The sequence below is a fragment of the Serratia sp. CoH_122_TC_1 genome (genome assembly GCF_058191755.1).
In genome coordinates, this window is sequence record NZ_JBXWLA010000004.1 from 235,356 (window position 1) to 251,468 (window position 16,113).

12 protein-coding genes are annotated in these 16,113 nt (G+C 53.4%); 6 read left to right on the plus strand and 6 right to left on the minus strand.

The features are described from left to right. Positions 1–101: 101 nt before the first annotated feature. Positions 102–1,106: a class 1 fructose-bisphosphatase gene (fbp, locus tag AC2FC2_RS07235; protein WP_099064485.1), complete on the plus strand. Its 1,005-nt coding sequence runs from the start codon at positions 102–104 to the stop codon at positions 1,104–1,106. A 39-nt stretch (positions 1,107–1,145) separates the two neighbouring features. Here fbp and AC2FC2_RS07240 read toward each other — a convergent pair whose 3' ends face one another. After that, the gene (locus AC2FC2_RS07240) at positions 1,146–2,699 is read right to left on the minus strand and encodes a methyl-accepting chemotaxis protein (protein ID WP_265556242.1); all 1,554 of its coding nucleotides are present in this window, start codon (positions 2,697–2,699) and stop codon (positions 1,146–1,148) included. 256 nt (positions 2,700–2,955) lie between these two features. Between AC2FC2_RS07240 and ppa the strand changes: the two genes are divergently transcribed. Then, on the plus strand, positions 2,956–3,486 hold the full coding sequence (ppa, locus tag AC2FC2_RS07245; protein ID WP_209634322.1) for an inorganic diphosphatase: 531 nt from the start codon (positions 2,956–2,958) through the stop codon (positions 3,484–3,486). 51 nt (positions 3,487–3,537) lie between these two features. Here ppa and AC2FC2_RS07250 read toward each other — a convergent pair whose 3' ends face one another. The 3 genes from AC2FC2_RS07250 to tamA are packed head-to-tail and all read right to left on the minus strand — an operon-like array spanning position 3,538 to position 9,439. After that, positions 3,538–3,885 carry a gamma-glutamylcyclotransferase family protein gene (locus AC2FC2_RS07250; protein WP_209634320.1) on the minus strand — a complete coding sequence of 116 codons (348 nt, stop codon included), beginning with the start codon at positions 3,883–3,885 and terminating at the stop codon, positions 3,538–3,540. Between the two features lie 2 nt (positions 3,886–3,887). Beyond that, on the minus strand, positions 3,888–7,706 hold the full coding sequence (tamB, locus tag AC2FC2_RS07255; protein WP_490659020.1) for an autotransporter assembly complex protein TamB: 3,819 nt from the start codon (positions 7,704–7,706) through the stop codon (positions 3,888–3,890). Next, positions 7,703–9,439 (minus strand): autotransporter assembly complex protein TamA, encoded by a 1,737-nt coding sequence (gene tamA, locus AC2FC2_RS07260; protein WP_209634316.1) that lies wholly within the window; start codon positions 9,437–9,439, stop codon positions 7,703–7,705. Before tamA ends, tamB begins: the two co-directional genes overlap by 4 nt. A 289-nt stretch (positions 9,440–9,728) precedes the next feature. Here tamA and msrA point away from each other — a divergent pair, with 289 nt between their 5' ends. Next, positions 9,729–10,367 (plus strand): peptide-methionine (S)-S-oxide reductase MsrA, encoded by a 639-nt coding sequence (msrA, locus tag AC2FC2_RS07265; RefSeq protein WP_265556264.1) that lies wholly within the window; start codon positions 9,729–9,731, stop codon positions 10,365–10,367. Positions 10,368–10,543: 176 nt separating this feature from the next. Further along, complete coding sequence (gene paeA, locus AC2FC2_RS07270) at positions 10,544–11,875, plus strand: polyamine export protein PaeA (RefSeq protein WP_209634314.1); 1,332 nt, start codon at positions 10,544–10,546, stop codon at positions 11,873–11,875. Positions 11,876–11,943: 68 nt separating this feature from the next. Here the strand turns inward: paeA and AC2FC2_RS07275 are convergent, their stop codons facing one another. Continuing rightward, positions 11,944–12,150 carry a DUF1107 domain-containing protein gene (locus AC2FC2_RS07275; RefSeq protein WP_037423237.1) on the minus strand — a complete coding sequence of 69 codons (207 nt, stop codon included), beginning with the start codon at positions 12,148–12,150 and terminating at the stop codon, positions 11,944–11,946. A gap of 324 nt (positions 12,151–12,474) precedes the next feature. Between AC2FC2_RS07275 and AC2FC2_RS07280 the strand changes: the two genes are divergently transcribed. Continuing rightward, a complete protein-coding gene (locus AC2FC2_RS07280; RefSeq protein WP_037423240.1) occupies positions 12,475–13,032 on the plus strand; it encodes a YtfJ family protein in 558 nt (185 codons plus the stop codon). 1 nt (position 13,033) lies between these two features. On the opposite strand, the gene cysQ is transcribed toward AC2FC2_RS07280, so the two are convergent. Continuing rightward, positions 13,034–13,774: a 3'(2'),5'-bisphosphate nucleotidase CysQ gene (gene cysQ, locus AC2FC2_RS07285; protein ID WP_265556245.1), complete on the minus strand. Its 741-nt coding sequence runs from the start codon at positions 13,772–13,774 to the stop codon at positions 13,034–13,036. A gap of 380 nt (positions 13,775–14,154) precedes the next feature. On the opposite strand from cysQ, the gene AC2FC2_RS07290 reads away from it, so the two are divergent. Next, the gene (locus AC2FC2_RS07290) at positions 14,155–16,107 is read left to right on the plus strand and encodes a bifunctional 2',3'-cyclic-nucleotide 2'-phosphodiesterase/3'-nucleotidase (RefSeq protein WP_490659021.1); all 1,953 of its coding nucleotides are present in this window, start codon (positions 14,155–14,157) and stop codon (positions 16,105–16,107) included. The last annotated feature ends 6 nt before the right edge of the window (positions 16,108–16,113 follow it).

The following is a 16,113-nucleotide window of genomic DNA, read 5'->3' on the forward strand; positions in this document are numbered from 1 at the left end:
TTTGCCTATGAATAGCGCTCATCTTTGGGCTACACTGCTCGCGAATACGTTGGCGGTATGTTAACAAACCGCTACCCATCCGTAGATTCAGGGATTGTGTCATGAAAACGTTAGGCGAATTTATCGTCGAGAAACAGCACGACTTCTCTCACGCCACCGGCGAGCTGACTGCGCTACTTTCTGCAATTAAACTAGGCGCCAAAATCATCCACCGCGATATCAACAAAGCGGGTCTGGTTGATATTCTGGGCACCAGCGGCGTTTCCAATGTACAGGGTGAAGTTCAGATGAAACTGGACCTGTACGCCAATGAAAAGCTGAAAGCGGCGTTGAAAGCGCGCGGTGAAGTTGCGGGTATCGCTTCCGAAGAAGAAGACGAAATCGTGATATTCGACGGCGAGCGGGCTGAAAATGCCAAGTATGTGGTGCTGATGGATCCATTGGACGGTTCGTCCAATATTGATGTCAACGTCTCGGTCGGTACGATTTTCTCTATCTATCGTCGCATTACCCCGGTAGGCATTCCGGTAACCGAAGAAGACTTCCTGCAACCGGGCAGTGCTCAGGTGGCTGCTGGCTACGTAGTTTATGGTTCATCCACCATGCTGGTGTACACCACCGGTTATGGCGTGCATGCCTTTACTTACGATCCCTCTCTGGGCGTGTTCTGCCTGTCCCATGAGAAAGTCCGCTTCCCAGCCAGCGGCAACATGTATTCCATCAACGAAGGTAACTACATCAAGTTCCCACGCGGTGTGAAGAAATACATCAAGTATTGCCAGGAACAAGACGAAGCAACACAACGTCCTTACACCTCACGCTACATCGGTTCACTGGTTGCAGATTTCCATCGCAACCTGCTGAAAGGCGGCATCTACATTTATCCAAGCACCGCCAGCCACCCACAAGGCAAGCTGCGCCTGCTGTATGAATGCAACCCGATGGCGTTCTTGGCAGAACAAGCCGGCGGCAAAGCCAGTGACGGTAAAAACCGTATTCTGGACATTACCCCGGTGAAACTGCACCAGCGTGCACCTTTCTTCGTCGGCACCAAATCCATGGTTGAAGACGCAGAACGCTTTATCGCCGAAAATCCGGACGAATAAAGCGCCCAACGCAGGGGTGCAGCATGCTGCACCCCTACATTATAATTTGAACGCCGCCATACTCTGCGCCAGTAACTGCGCCTGATCCTCCAGCGATCGTGTCGCCGCCGCTGACTCTTCGACCAACGCCGCATTTTGTTGCGCCACCTGGTCCATCTGAGCCACCGCCAGGTTTACCTGCTCAATCCCACTGCTTTGTTCGCGCGTAGCCGCAGAGATTTCCCGCATCAACGCCGTTACACGCCCGACTTCGCCGGTAATGCCATTCATGGTTTTCGCCGCAGACTCTGCCATCTGCTCGCCTTCCTGCACGCGATTCTGCGACGCTTCAATCAGCCCTTTAATCTCTTTCGCTGACTGTGCGCTGCGTTGGGCCAAACTGCGTACCTCACCGGCCACGACCGCAAAACCACGGCCCTGTTCGCCAGCACGTGCCGCTTCTACCGCCGCGTTCAGCGCCAAAATGTTGGTCTGGAAAGCGATGCCGTCCATCACACTGATGATATCGGCGATACGACGCGAACTGTCGGTAATCGCCTGCATCTTGCTCATCACCTGACTGACCACCTCACTGCCTTGATTTGCAATGCCAGATACACTCAACGCCAGTTGATTGGCCTGCTCGCAGTTTTCGGCATTCATTTTCACCGTCGAGGTCAATTGCTCCATGCTGGCTGCCGTCTCTTCCAGCGAAGCGGCCGACTCTTCAGTGCGCTGGGCCAGATGTAAGTTACCGGCAGCCAACTCGCGCGAGCCGGTATCAATTTGGCTGCTGGCATCACGTACCTTGCTGACCGAACTCGCCAGAGCCTGCTGCATACGCTGCATTGCACGCACCAAACGGCCCATTTCGGTATTCCCTTCGCCCGTGATGGTATGCGTCAAATCGCCACCTGCAATATATTCCAGTTGGGCGATAGATTCATCGAGCGGGCGCAAGATAATCATCCTCAATGCAAACCAGGCCAATACTGCCAGCAATACGCTCAGCAGACCTGCAATCACAATCAGGGTAATCTTGGTACTGGCATTACTTTCCGCTTCCGTTACCCGCTGCTGGCCAATCTTCATCGCAAAGCTGCGGAAATCGCTCAGGTCTTTCTCAAAAGCAATACTCAAGGCAGAGATTTTGGTTTCCTGAATCTCGTAGTAATCGTCGACTTTACCCGCCTTGATGGCATCAGCCATCGGACCAACACCTTGCTCCAAATAGGCTCGATAGCTGTTTTGTAGACGGGCAGACAGCTCGCGGCCACGTTCGGTGACGGTGCCCACTTTGACAAAACGCGCCATTTCCTGCTTCGATTGCGCAAGGTAGTCATAAATGCGCCCCACTGTCGCGTCGGAAACCTCAATCTGGCCGATTTCCCGTTGGCGCACCGCCAGTGAGGCCGCGGTTCTGGCGCGCAGCGTCAGGTTGGAGCTGCTGGCCAGCGACCCCAATTCTTCCCCCAGGATTTGATTCAGAGTGTGTAACGAGCGCGATCCTTCGTTAATCGCGTTGACGCCGATCGTGCTGACCATAATCAACAGCAGCGTCATCAGGCTCAACAGGGCAATCAGCCCGGCCTTGACCGTAATCTTTTTTAGCATGAGTTCTTCCCGGCTTCAGAAATAGTGAGATCTTACGTAGAGGAGGTAAAACGGAGAGTCAGACTTCGCTGACTCATTATTATTTGATGAAGTTATCGGCAACCCTTGGGAAAACTTAACGCCGCAGGAAGATTTATCTGGAAATTCGATGGATGGCCCTGCGCCGGGGCGTGGATGATGAAAAGGGCAGGAATTCGTAAAAGAGTCCGCTATAATAGCCGCCACTCCATTTCTGGTTTGATTAAAGGAAACCGACATGAGCTTGAACCTGGTCCCTGCTGGCAAAGACCTGCCGGAAGACATCTACGTAGTTATCGAAATCCCGGCAAACGCCGATCCGATCAAATATGAAATCGACAAGGACACCGGCGCGCTGTTCGTTGACCGTTTCATGTCCACCGCGATGTTCTACCCGTGCAACTACGGTTATATCAACCACACCCTGTCTCTGGACGGTGACCCGGTTGACGTACTGGTGCCGACGCCATACCCACTGCAGCCTGGCTCTGTGATCCGCTGCCGTCCGGTTGGCGTGCTGAAGATGTCTGACGAAGCTGGCGAAGATGCGAAACTGGTTGCCGTACCGCACAGCAAGCTGACCAAAGAATATGATCACATCAAAGATGTGAACGACCTGCCAGAACTGCTGAAAGCGCAGATCGCTCACTTCTTCGAGCACTACAAAGATCTGGAAAAAGGCAAATGGGTGAAAGTGGAAGGCTGGGCAGACGCTGCTGCGGCTAAAGCTGAAATCGTTGCCTCTTTCGAACGCGCAGCCAAGAAGTAATTCTTACCTGCCGCTCGAAAAAAAACACCGCTCAGTGAGCGGTGTTTTTTTTTACTTTTCGTCGAGACGCTTCAGCCAGTCTCCGCTTTGAATCCGCGGGTAACCGTCTACGCTGTGTTTATACAGGTAGATCCACGCACTCCCATAAGGCGTCTGAATCAGCTCACGCTTATAGTCCCGGGTGTTGCTTTTCAGTTCGTCCAGCTCGGCCAATATCGATGAGTTAATACGGTACACCTCACAATGTACCGTGCCCTCTCCAGGGATCGCCGCCGGGTAATGGCCCAGATTATAAATCTGATAGCCTTCGAGCTCATGCTCGCCGAGCCATTGGGCGTTGGTCATCCAATGGCTGTTTCCCTGTTTGCGTCGTAAACTGCCGTAGACAATTATTCGCATCGCTAAAACTCAAACTGATAGAGCAAATCTAATGCCTGGTCGAGACCAGACACCGCTTCCAGATACAACTTAGGCATCAGGCGGTAGCGCAACGTCAGCGTGGCCAGTGAGTCGAATATACCCACCCCATATTTTACTTGTAAGCCTGGGAGAACATAACCGCTCACGACAACCTGCGAACTGTCACCGACCCCTTGAGTATCCAGGGCCAAATTACTTACGCCAAACGCCTCGCCGATTTTACCCACAAGTTGACCACTTTGTGCAACCCCCATCCCAATTAACATTGAGGTCATTGCGTTACCATCAGCGCCGGAGCTATTCAGTCCTTGCCCACGCAACAGATAAGACAGCGCTTCCTGCTGCGATTTTGCCGGGTCCGAGAACACCTCCAACTTCGGCGCATCAGCCAGCCCGGTGACGCGCACCCCTGCGGTGACATCGTCTTCGGTCGACTCCGGATTACGGATGGCCTCAAGGTTCAACAACGGCTGATCCGGTGGCCCCGAGAACAGCAGCTGTCCCTTGCGGACAATCAAATCCTGACCATAAGCATGGAAGCGCCCGGATGGGATGTCAATCTGACCATTCAAGCCCAACCCGTTTTTATCCTGCACAACTTTCAGATCGCCCTTTAATCGCGCCTTCAGACCAAAGGCATCAAGCCGCACGTCATTGCCAACGTGGATCATCAGGTTGCTATTGATCGGGATCGCCGCCGTTTTCGGTTGTAACGGCTTCAGTTGATCATCCAGCATCACCTCGTCTGAAGAAACACCCACAGCGCTCTCTGGTAGCTCCTGCACCGTAATGCGCGCCCAAGGAATATCAACGGAACCGTTGAGCGAGAACAGCTGCGGCGTGGCCTCGAATATCAAATCCGGCGACACATCAATCCGGATCATGGGCGGTACCGTCACGCGTAGCTTATCGCCCTTAGCGGCAATGCGTGCACGCCATGCGTTGATATCACGCCAATCGGCATCACCGGACAGGTTAAGCTGACCGTGGGTCGTGCTGACCAACCCTTCCAACGTCGACGTCATGCCGTCGAAATTCATCGCCAGCCGGCCTTCCGTCATGTCAAACGGCATCCAGTGCCCCTGAACCTTCACCTTGTCCAGAGCCATCCGGCCATACACTAAAGGCTTTAATGCACTGCCGCCCAAACGCAGGTTGGCGTTCAACATACCCGCGGCTTTTTCGCCCTGCATCAGCGCCGGGTTAATCATCGCCAGAGAAAGGTTCGTGATATTGACGTTACCGCTGATATTGCGGCGTACCTGTGGATCAGCCACCTGAATATTGCCGTCAAACTGGCCATTGTTATTCAGTTTGATCAACCAATCGGCCTGCGCCCGACCGTTGGTGAGGCCGGCATTGAGGTTCAACTTGTCAAAGGCAATCGGCAATGGATTCCCCTGAACCTGCTGTACCACTTTAACCCCGTTGCCCACCAACGAGACTTTCGCCTCTGGCAGTGCACCACCAGGCTTCCAGCTAACGTCGGCCCGCCCGGTAAAGACGCCACTCAGGGCCGTCTCCGGGCCAAGGAAAGGTTTGATCATCGCCAGATCAAAACGGTTCAGCACAACGCTTGCCTGACCGCTCTGACCGGCTTCGATAGTTTTCGGCACGCACAGTTCGGCATTCGGGTTCTGCCAGCAATGTGGCCCAATACTGATTTTCTGCGCGGTATTCAGGTAATCCAGCGCAATGGCGCGCGTTAATCGCCATTCGCCCACCGGCGTATCGAAACGCGTGTTGTTCAGGTTGCCGCGCCAGCGTTGCTGCTGACGGTCGAAACTGCCTTGCAACGCCAGTTGGCCGGATACCGGTTTGCCATCAATTTTCAGTTGCAACTGATGCTGTTTTTCACTGCCTTTGGCATCCAGCGTCAGCAGGTTGATGTCCAACGCATCTTGCTTGAGCCGTTCAACACGCACAGCCAGTTGGCCCTGAATTTGATCGCTGGAACGCACGTCGCCGTCGATTTTCACACGGTTAATGCGTAACGCCTGCCACTGCAGACCAGACGCGGTCAGATCGGCCAATAATTGAGGTGCCTGCAGGTTACCACGCAGTTTAATCAAGCCTTTCGCCGTACCGCCGAGCCCTGGCAGGGCACCGTCCAGACGCGGTGCGTCAATATTTGCATCCAGGTTCCAACTCTTTTCATCCAGTTGGCCCTTCACGTTCAGTTGGTTGCGTCCCAGCGTCAGGTCAATACCTGGGATTTTCCACTGACCGGCGGCATTGCCGCTAAGCGTGCCACGTGCAGTGACCTTGTTCTGCTTCACGTTACCGTCGAGTTGCAAGACGGGGACCTGCAATTGCCAACTGCCGCCGTGCAGGCTGCCACGCGTGGTGATTTTACCGTCCAACTTCGCTGGCCATTCCGGCCACTGCTTAGCGGTATTGATCCCACTCAGTGTCAGCTGTGAATTCCAGCTGATAGCCTTACTCCAGTCCACCAGCGCCGTCAGATCGGTATTGCCCTGCAAGGCGGCCAACCGCAGGCGTTCCAGCTTAAACTGGTCAGTGTTGCCTTTACCGTCCAGCGTCAATACGGCTGGGGGCAGATCCTGCCCTTTGATATTTGCACGTGTCGACAACGCATAATCGGTCGCCTTGCCATTGAAACGCAGGCGGAAATCATTGATCTGGTACTGCGCCTCACCGCTCAGGGGCCATTTCAGCTGTTTGCTTTGCAGCGTCAACGCGAGCGGCAAACCGGCCTCGGCCAATTGGGTTTGTAGATCAAGCTGCGCGCCAACGGGCCCAGAGAGGTTGAGTGCGACCTTGAGTTCTTCGCGTAAGCCACCGCCAATGTTCAGTTTGATCTTTTCGCCTTTCAGCGGTTCGATGTTCACCGTGCTGTTGGCGACCATCTCTACCGGCCAACTGCCGGTCAGCGTTGCCTGCCCTTGCGCTGACAACGTGCCCTGTGGGGATTTCACATCGAAATTGTCCAGCTTGATATGCTGATCTTGAGTGCTGGCCTGCAACAGCAAGCTTGCGATCAGTACGTCGGTATCCCCTGTCAGCCGTAGCTGTTCACCCCTGATCTCCTTGACGGTGATGTCCAGCGGCAAACGGATATCCGGCAAGTCCGGCAGCAACGGTTTCGCGAACAGTTCTTTCAGCGTTTCGCCCAGTGGCTTCTCTTCGGGCTGCGGTACGGGTTTCGTGGCCGGATTGGCCTTTTCCTCTACTTTCTTCGCTGCGTCTACCACCGGCTGCACGGCCTCCGGCAGCGGATTTTGCGGCGTTTTCGGCAGTGCGATCAGTAATCCGCTGATCTTGGTTGGCAGCAGTGTCAACGCACGTTCCTGCCACTGAGCACCGGTACGGAATTCAGCAAGCGAAATCGCCGTGTCGTCTACGCTGACTTTGACGTTATTCAGCGCCAACATGCGCAAAGTAATCGGGTATGGCGTGCTGAGATTGGTTGTTGGCTCGCTGGTCTCTTCGACTGGCGCGGACGGCGTCATTTCTTTGGTTTTCACCACGACGTCCACGTCCTGTGCCGTCAACGCATTGACGCACAACGCACTGTTTTTAAAGCAGGCCAGATCGAGTGACAAATGGAACTGCCCGGCATTCACGGTGACACCCGGCATTTGATATTTCACGCCTTTCAGCGTCAGATCACGCCAACCGCCGCTGACACTGGCAATATCCAGTCCCGGCACCCAACGCGCCGCACCGTTTATCACCATATGCAAACCACTGGTGGTGCCCAGCAAGAACGCAACCCCGCCAATCAGCAGCAGCAGAATAATCAGGAAACCCAGGCAAATCTTTTTTATCAGGCTCATAGTTCAGGCCCCAAACCAATATAGAACTGCACCCCGTGGGTATCTTTATCCCCAACCGGAGCAGCGATATCCAGTTTCACCGGGCCGACCGGTGACTGCCAGCGCACACCAAAACCGGCACCGGTCTTGAAATTACTCTGGGTGATATCGTTTACGGCTTCACCGGAATCCACAAACACTGCGCCCCACCATTTGCCGGTCACGTTATATTGATACTCCAGCGAACCGGTCAGCATTTTAGAGGCCCCGGTCAACTTGCCGTCGTCGTCGCGAGGGGAAATGCCCTTGTATTTATAACCGCGAATACTGCGGTCACCACCGGCGAAGAATCGCAGGTCTGGCGGGACTCTTTCAAAGTCGTTGGTTTCAATCCACCCTACCTGCCCACGCGCAACAAAGCGGTGCTTGTCGGCCAACGTGCGAATCCAGACGTTCTGTGCCTGCATCAGCGCAAAGTCCACGTCCGAACCCCAGGTGCTGTCGGACACATCAATAGAATAACGTTGACTGTCACCCCAGGTCGGCATCAAACCACCCCGGGAACGGGTCCGGTTTACGCTCACCCCGGGATACAGCAGCATAGTCGTATTGGTCACGGTACCCTGAGTAAAGTGGTCCCAACGCCAGGTGAGGTTTATCGCCCGTTGCCAGCCGCTGGACAGATCCCAGTTACGGGAGACCACGGCTTTTGACGTGACGGATTTGGTATCGTTGAGGTCGACGTTTTTGAACCCCCCTTGCAGCAGGTAATACTGCTCAAGCGGATTCTTCAGCAACGGGATTTTATAGGTCAAATCGAGCTGCTGTTCCGGGGCCGAAACACTGGCGCTGGTTTCCAGGCTGTGACCACGATCGTTGAGCCACGGTTTTTTCCAGGTGCCCTTCACGCGCGGGCCAACATCCGTGGAATAACCCACCCCGGTTTCAATGGTGTTGCGGGTGCGTGGTGTTACCAACGCATCTAGCGGCAAAATCTTGTTCTCTTTGGCGTCTTGGAAATCAGGAGACACAACCACCGAGTTAAACCAGTTGGTGGCGGACAAACGGCGGTTCAGCTCGGCCAAATCCTCCGAGCTGTAGTAATCCCCCTGATGAAAGGGCACCAGATTTTGCAGATAGTCTTCACGGATTTGCGAGCCGCTGAACTTCACTTGGCCGAAGCGATAACGCTGTCCGCTGTTGAAGTCGATGTCCCAATAGGCCTTATGCAGATCTTCCGCGACACCAAGCTGGCTTTTGGTCATGTCAGCATCGAAATAGCCTTTGCGAAGCGCCATGCCGGTCAATGACCCTTTAAAGCTGTCGTACTTGCCGTGATTGAGGATCTCGCCTATCGTCGGCTTGCCTTTCTTGACCAGTGCCAGGTAGTCGTCATCGGTTTTCGCGCCGCCTTCCAACACAATATTGGCACCGGCAATCCGCACGGGTTCACCTGGGTTCACCTTGGCATGCAATACCGGACGTGACAGACCTGGGCGATCGTCCAGGGTAAAGTCGATGGTGGGTTGATAATAGCCGAGCGCTCGCAGCCCCTGACGGACAGCTTCATCCACGCGTGCGCGGAAACGGCCGTCAGTGCTGACCTCTTCCGGCGTGATGGATGACAAACGCACCCGGACGTTTTTTTCCAGTTCCCCGCTAAGTCCTTCAACCTGCAGCCGCACATTCGCCGAATACGCCGCAGGCGTCGCGAGCAGCGCACACAAAAAGCACAGGGCTCGGTATCGTGGCACGCGTTCTCCTTAATTTATTTTACTTTCCTGTAATAACACTCGCTCTGGTACCAGGGCATACTCCGCGCTATCAAGACGGCAGCCCTTTCAGCATTATTCCAGACGCTGCATGTTACGGTTTTACTGTCGCAGTAAACTGGCGCATTCTTCGCTTTTGGCGCTCTAAATACTGCGTTAATCTGATACATAATCTGAATATGTAGCTTATTGTGGGCAAAGTTTCGGTTAGATACAACCGAACTGCCGCGTCTTAGGCCAATTCTTACTGTGACAACAGGAGTCAACCGTGGTGCCATTTTTTGATAAAACACAAACCGTCGACAAGGCGAACGCACTGCCTGGCCGCACGACTCCCATGCCGGTTGCCACACTCAATGTGGTCACCGATCATTCGATGACTCACGTGCCGGATGGCATGGCGGTAGCGATCTTCGCCATGGGCTGTTTCTGGGGTGTGGAGCGCCTGTTCTGGCAACAGCCGGGGGTATACAGCACCGCTGCGGGCTACAGCGGCGGCTATACGCCGAATCCAACCTACCGTGAAGTGTGCAGTGGCCAGACCGGCCATACCGAGGTGGTTCGTGTCGTGTTCGATCCGAAAATCATCAGCTATAAGCAGCTGCTGCAGGTCTTCTGGGAAAACCACGACCCGGCACAGGGCATGCGTCAAGGTGGCGATGTCGGCACCCAGTACCGCTCGGCAATTTATACGCTAACGCCAGAACAGCAGGCCGAAGCCGAAAACAGCCTGCAGCGCTTCCAGCGGGCCATGGTTGAAGCGGGCGACAAGCGCACCATCACGACTGAAGTCGTGCCCGCGCTGCCGTTTTACTATGCCGAAGATGACCACCAGCAATATCTGTACAAGAACCCTGAAGGCTACTGTGGCTTGGGCGGTATCGGTGTCTGCTTGCCTCCTCAACGCTAACTCACTGGCCAGCGGTAATTTTTAACCGCTGGCGGCTCCTGTAAGGCTGCTGCTATACTGTGCGGGCCGCATCTGCGGCCTGATAGCCTCCTTTCTGGTTGTTATCACTACTTTTTTTACAATGTACTACCCTTCCTCAAGAGCGCCGTCATCCCGTCGGCACGTATGGATAGATTATGTTAAACAGTATTTTACTGATTCTTTTTCTGATCGCAGTGAGTGCGTTTTTCTCGCTGTCGGAAATATCTCTGGCCGCGTCACGCAAGATTAAACTGAAACTGATGGCTGACGAAGGTAACGTCAATGCTACCAAAGTCCTCAAGCTGCAAGAAACGCCGGGGTTGTTCTTTACCGTGGTGCAGATTGGCCTGAACGCCGTCGCCATCCTGGGTGGTATCGTCGGTGATGCAGCCTTTTCTCCTAGTTTTAAAGTGTTGTTCGACCGTTTCTTATCCCCAGAGATGGCTGAGCAGGTTAGCTTCATCTGCTCGTTCGTGCTGGTGACCAGCTTGTTTATCCTGTTCGCAGATTTGACGCCGAAGCGCATCGGTATGATTGCACCAGAGACGGTCGCCGTCCGGATCATCAACCCGATGCGTTTCTCGATCATGATTTTCCGGCCGCTGGTTTGGTTCTTCAACGGTATGGCAAACCTGATTTTCCGTCTGTTCAAACTGCCGATGGTGCGTAAAGACGACATCACCTCCGACGATATCTATGCGGTGGTGGAAGCCGGTGCACTGGCTGGCGTTCTGCGTAAGCAAGAACATGAACTGATCGAAAACGTTTTCGAGCTGGAATCACGTACGGTGCCTTCGTCGATGACCTCACGCGAAAGCGTGGTTTACTTTGATCTGCGCGAGAGCGAAGAAAGCATCATCGAGAAAGTCTCAACGCATCCGCACTCCAAGTTCCTGGTGTGTGACGGCAATATCGATCAGGTTGTCGGCTACGTTGACTCCAAAGACTTGTTAAACCGCGTGCTGGGTAATCAAAGCCTGGTATTGAGCAGTGGTGTGCAGATCCGTTCAGCCCTGATCGTGCCAGATACCCTGACGTTGTCTGAAGCATTGGAAAGCTTTAAAACGGCGGGTGAAGACTTTGCCGTCATTCTCAATGAATATGCATTGGTTGTGGGCATCATCACGCTGAATGACGTAATGACCACGCTGATGGGTGATTTGGTCGGCCAGGGTCAGGAAGAACAGATCGTGGCGCGCGATGAGAACTCATGGCTGATTGAAGGCGGTACGCCTATCGATGACGTGATGCGCGTGCTGGATATCGACGAGTTCCCACAAGCAGGTAACTACGAGACTATTGGCGGCTTTATGATGTATATGCTGCGCAAGATCCCTAAGCGTACCGATTTCGTCAAATATGCCGGCTACAAGTTTGAAGTGGTAGATATCGACAGCTACAAGATTGACCAGCTGCTGGTCACCCGGTTGAGCGATAAGCCGGCGTCGACGCTGCCAAAAGCGCCGGACGACACCCCTTCAGCCTGACGCACCTACAGCAAAAACATAAACGGCCCCCTCGGGGCCGTATTTTTTGATTGGCGCTCTGTGCCCAATCACCCCATTTCAGACTGCAGCAGCAACACCTGACGGTTTACCTCTGACATCACACTGAAATGGCGCCTGTCGCGGATTTTTGGCAACAGGATTTTTCCTTCATCGAATTCAAACGCACCAACATCTTTGATATACAGCCGACCGCGAAACAAGGTCTTTACATACTTTGCCACTTTCAACGGATTATAACGCTGGAAGATTCTCATTCTATTACTCTCCTCCGTTTGTCCATGCGCTCAGCGAGCCGCCAAGGTGGCAGCCTCTAAAATAAGAACGCAACGTGATTGCCATGTAGTAGACTCAGTAAAGACCATATCGTTCATTTCCGCTTGGAGATCTGCACTGGATTTACACTTTTTGACAGAATTGTATATGATAATATATAACTTTTTCAGTATATCCCTTCAAAATACAGACATTTGCCCCCAGAAGGAAAAACTGCGATCCGGCTAACAGGACAGACCTCTGATCACCACCTATGCTTTAGGCTATCGGGTGCTGTCGGCACCATTTCCCCTTAAGGAGAAGGCATGAAAAAAAGTCACATGCTCATTGTATCCCTGCTGTTTGCTCCCCTTTTTGCCTCCGCGCACAACTTCCAGCTCCAGCAACGCGTCGCACCGGTTGGCGTCAGCGATAAAGGAGAGTTGGATTACGCTAATAATAAGTTTAGCTATCAAAACTGGAATAGCGCGCAGCTCAGTGGGAAAGTGCGAGTGATCCAACACATTGCCGGCCGCAGTTCTGCCAAGGACATGAACGACCCACTGATAGAAGCGATTAAGAAAGCTAAGCTACCGCACGATCGTTACCAAACGACGACAATTGTGAATACCGACGATGCGTTGCTCGGCACCGCGATGTTTGTGCGCAACAGCATTGAAGACAGCAAGAAAGAGTTCCCGTGGTCGCAGTTTATTGTCGACAGCAACGGCAATGTACGAAAAGCGTGGGATCTGCAGCCAAAGGGCTCAGCCATTGTGGTGTTGGATAATCAAGGCAGGATCCAGTTTGCCAAAGACGGCGCACTGACACCGGAAGAAGTGCAGCAGGTCATGACCCAACTGCACCAGCTTCTGGCAAAGTAAATTAGAACAGCGATACCCGAAAGCCGGGGTTAAGGAACGATTCACGCGGTGTGTAGAGCAGAGGTTTGCCCTGCCAATCGTGGATCTGCGCCCCGGCCGCAACGGCGACGGCATGACCGGCAGCGGTATCCCAGATGTTAGTTGGCCCAAAACGTGGGTACAGCTGCGCTTTACCTTCCGCGACCAGACAAAACTTTAACGAGGATCCGACAGAAACCGTCTGATGCTCGCCCAACTGGTTCAGGTAATCCTTCAATTCTTCGTCACTGTGTGAGCGGCTGACGACCACCAGCGGTGGGTGGGCGTTACTGACGCTAATGGCCTGGCGTCGGCCCTTTTCTTCTTTCCAGGCTTTGCCGCGCTCGGCCAGATACAGCACGTCAATCGCCGGGGCGTAAACCACGCCCATCACGGCTTGGCCGTCTTCAATCAGCGCAATATTTACCGTGAATTCACCATTGCGGTTGAGGAATTCCTTGGTGCCGTCCAACGGATCGACCAGCCAATAACGCGTCCAGCTCTGCCGTTCAGTCCACGCCGGTGGATCTTCCTCTGAGAGCAGTGGGATGCCCGGCGTTAATACCGCAAGACCGCGTTTGATAATATGGTGCGCCGCCAAGTCGGCCGCTGTCACCGGAGAATCGTCTTTTTTCTTTGCAGCATCAAGCGGTTGTTCACCTTGATACACCGCCATGATCGCCGCACCCGCCTCGCGGGACAGTTGGCAAATTTGTTCTAACATCATTCACCTCAGATAAATACCCTGAATAACTGGAGCTGCATCGCAGTGGAAAGTCTACGAACCCCCGGAGCACAGTCCACTATGTGACCGGAGTGACCAGACGTAGCCAACAAAGAGGCAACTTCAAGTATGACGGGTATACAGTTCAGTGGGGCATTTCCCCTTTCTCATTGCTAGCAGCCTAGTTTTTTTTGCAGGGAATATCCATCATAACGATTTAACCTGCGGTAATTACTCAAGTCTTTCCCGTCACAACTGCGATATTTCCTCAGATACCTCGGTCAGTTTTCTGCCACACTTCACAGTTTGGTGAGACAACCAATGTTAATTACATGTCCCTCTGCGATAAAACTCGAAAAATGGAATGGAGAAAGCCAAAAATGATGAAGCGTTCGCTGACGTTGTCTGCCCTCGCTGTACTGGTTTGCGCCTCGGCGCAGGCGGCTACGGTCGATCTGCGCGTGCTGGAAACGACCGATCTGCACAGCAACATGATGGACTTCGATTACTACAAGGATAAACCGACCGATAAATTCGGTCTGGTGCGTACCGCCAGCCTGATTGAACAGGCACGTCAACAAGCGGCCAATACGGTGTTGGTGGACAATGGCGACATTATTCAGGGTAGCCCGCTCGGCGACTATATGGCGGCCAAAGGCTTGAAACCGGGAGATGTTCACCCGGTGTATAAAGCGATGAATACCCTGAACTATGTGGTTGGCAACATCGGTAACCACGAGTTCAACTACGGGCTCGACTACCTGAAAAATGCCATTGCCGGAGCCAAATTCCCGTATATCAACGCCAACGTCATCGACGCTAAAACACAGAAGCCCTTGTTCACACCTTACATTATCGTCGATACACCGGTAAAAGATCGTGACGGCAAAGAACATACTTTGCGAATTGGCTATATCGGTTTTGTACCGCCGCAAATTTTAGTCTGGGATAAAGCCAACTTGCAGGGCAAGGTTAGGGTTAACGACATCACCGAAACCGCTAAACGCTATGTACCGGAAATGCGCAAACAAGGCGCCGACCTGGTGGTCGCTATCCCGCACTCCGGCTTGTCCAGCGAGCCATACAAGGCAATGGCAGAAAATTCGGTGTACTACCTCAGCCAAGTACCAGGCATTGACGCCATCATGTTCGGCCATGCTCACGCCGTGTTCCCAAGTAAGGACTTTGCCAATATCAAAGGCGCAGATATTGCACAGGGTACGCTCAATGGCATACCTGCGGTAATGCCGGGTCAATGGGGTGATCACCTCGGCGTAGTCGATCTGCAGCTAAACAACGACTCTGGCAGTTGGAAAGTGACCTCCGCCAAAGCGGAAGCACGGCCAATCTACGACAAAGAGAACAAGAAATCGCTGGCCGCAGAAGATGCCAGTCTGGTGAAAGTCCTGGCGGAAGATCATAAAGGCACACGTGATTTCGTCAGTAAACCCGTCGGTAAAGCGGACGACAACATGTACAGCTATTTGGCACTGATTCAGGATGATCCCACAGTGCAAATCGTGAATAACGCGCAGAAGGCTTACGTGGAGCACTATATTCAGGGCGATCCCGACCTGGCCGACCTGCCCGTGCTGTCAGCCGCTGCACCGTTCAAGGTGGGCGGACGCAAAAACGATCCGGCCAGCTTCGTCGAAGTGGAAAAAGGCCAGCTCACCTTCCGTAACGCTTCGGATCTTTACCTCTATCCCAATACCTTGGTGGTCGTGAAAGCCAGCGGCAAAGAGGTGAAGGAGTGGCTCGAGTGTTCCGCTGGGCAATTTAATCAGATCGACGTTAACAGCCCCAAACCACAGGGCCTGATCAACTGGGACGGTTTCCGCACCTATAACTTTGATGTGATTGACGGGGTAAATTACCAGATCGACGTCAGCCAGCCTGCGCGTTACGACGGTGAATGCCAGTTGATCAACGATAAGGCGGAACGCATCAAAGATCTGACGTTCAAAGGCAAGCCTATTGATCCAAACGCCACCTTCCTGGTTGCCACCAATAACTACCGTGCTTACGGTGGTAAGTTTGCCGGCACCGGCGATCAGCATATTGCCTTCGCTTCGCCGGATGAGAACCGTTCGGTGCTGGCCGCTTATATCAGCGCTGAAACTAAGCTGCATGGCGCAGTACGGCCACAGGTGGATAATAACTGGCGTTTGGCGACGTTCAGTAGCCCTCAGCCACTGGATATTCGTTTCGAAACATCACCAAGCGAGAAGGCTACGGCGTTTATCAAAACCCATGCCCAGTATCCAATGAAATCCGAAGGTACGGATAACATTGGATTTGCGGTTTATCAGATTGATTTAAGCAGCAAATAAGCAGTT

What these genes read in the sequence shown, in the direction of transcription:
- fbp (WP_099064485.1), top strand. Translation starts at nt 102, where the DNA reads ATGAAAACGTTAGGCGAATTTATCGTCGAGAAACAGCACGACTTCTCT.
- AC2FC2_RS07240 (WP_265556242.1), bottom strand. Translation starts at nt 2,699, where the DNA reads ATGCTAAAAAAGATTACGGTCAAGGCCGGGCTGATTGCCCTGTTGAGC.
- ppa (WP_209634322.1), top strand. Translation starts at nt 2,956, where the DNA reads ATGAGCTTGAACCTGGTCCCTGCTGGCAAAGACCTGCCGGAAGACATC.
- AC2FC2_RS07250 (WP_209634320.1), bottom strand. Translation starts at nt 3,885, where the DNA reads ATGCGAATAATTGTCTACGGCAGTTTACGACGCAAACAGGGAAACAGC.
- tamB (WP_490659020.1), bottom strand. Translation starts at nt 7,706, where the DNA reads ATGAGCCTGATAAAAAAGATTTGCCTGGGTTTCCTGATTATTCTGCTG.
- paeA (WP_209634314.1), top strand. Translation starts at nt 10,544, where the DNA reads ATGTTAAACAGTATTTTACTGATTCTTTTTCTGATCGCAGTGAGTGCG.
- AC2FC2_RS07275 (WP_037423237.1), bottom strand. Translation starts at nt 12,150, where the DNA reads ATGAGAATCTTCCAGCGTTATAATCCGTTGAAAGTGGCAAAGTATGTA.
- AC2FC2_RS07280 (WP_037423240.1), top strand. Translation starts at nt 12,475, where the DNA reads ATGAAAAAAAGTCACATGCTCATTGTATCCCTGCTGTTTGCTCCCCTT.
- cysQ (WP_265556245.1), bottom strand. Translation starts at nt 13,774, where the DNA reads ATGTTAGAACAAATTTGCCAACTGTCCCGCGAGGCGGGTGCGGCGATC.
- AC2FC2_RS07290 (WP_490659021.1), top strand. Translation starts at nt 14,155, where the DNA reads ATGATGAAGCGTTCGCTGACGTTGTCTGCCCTCGCTGTACTGGTTTGC.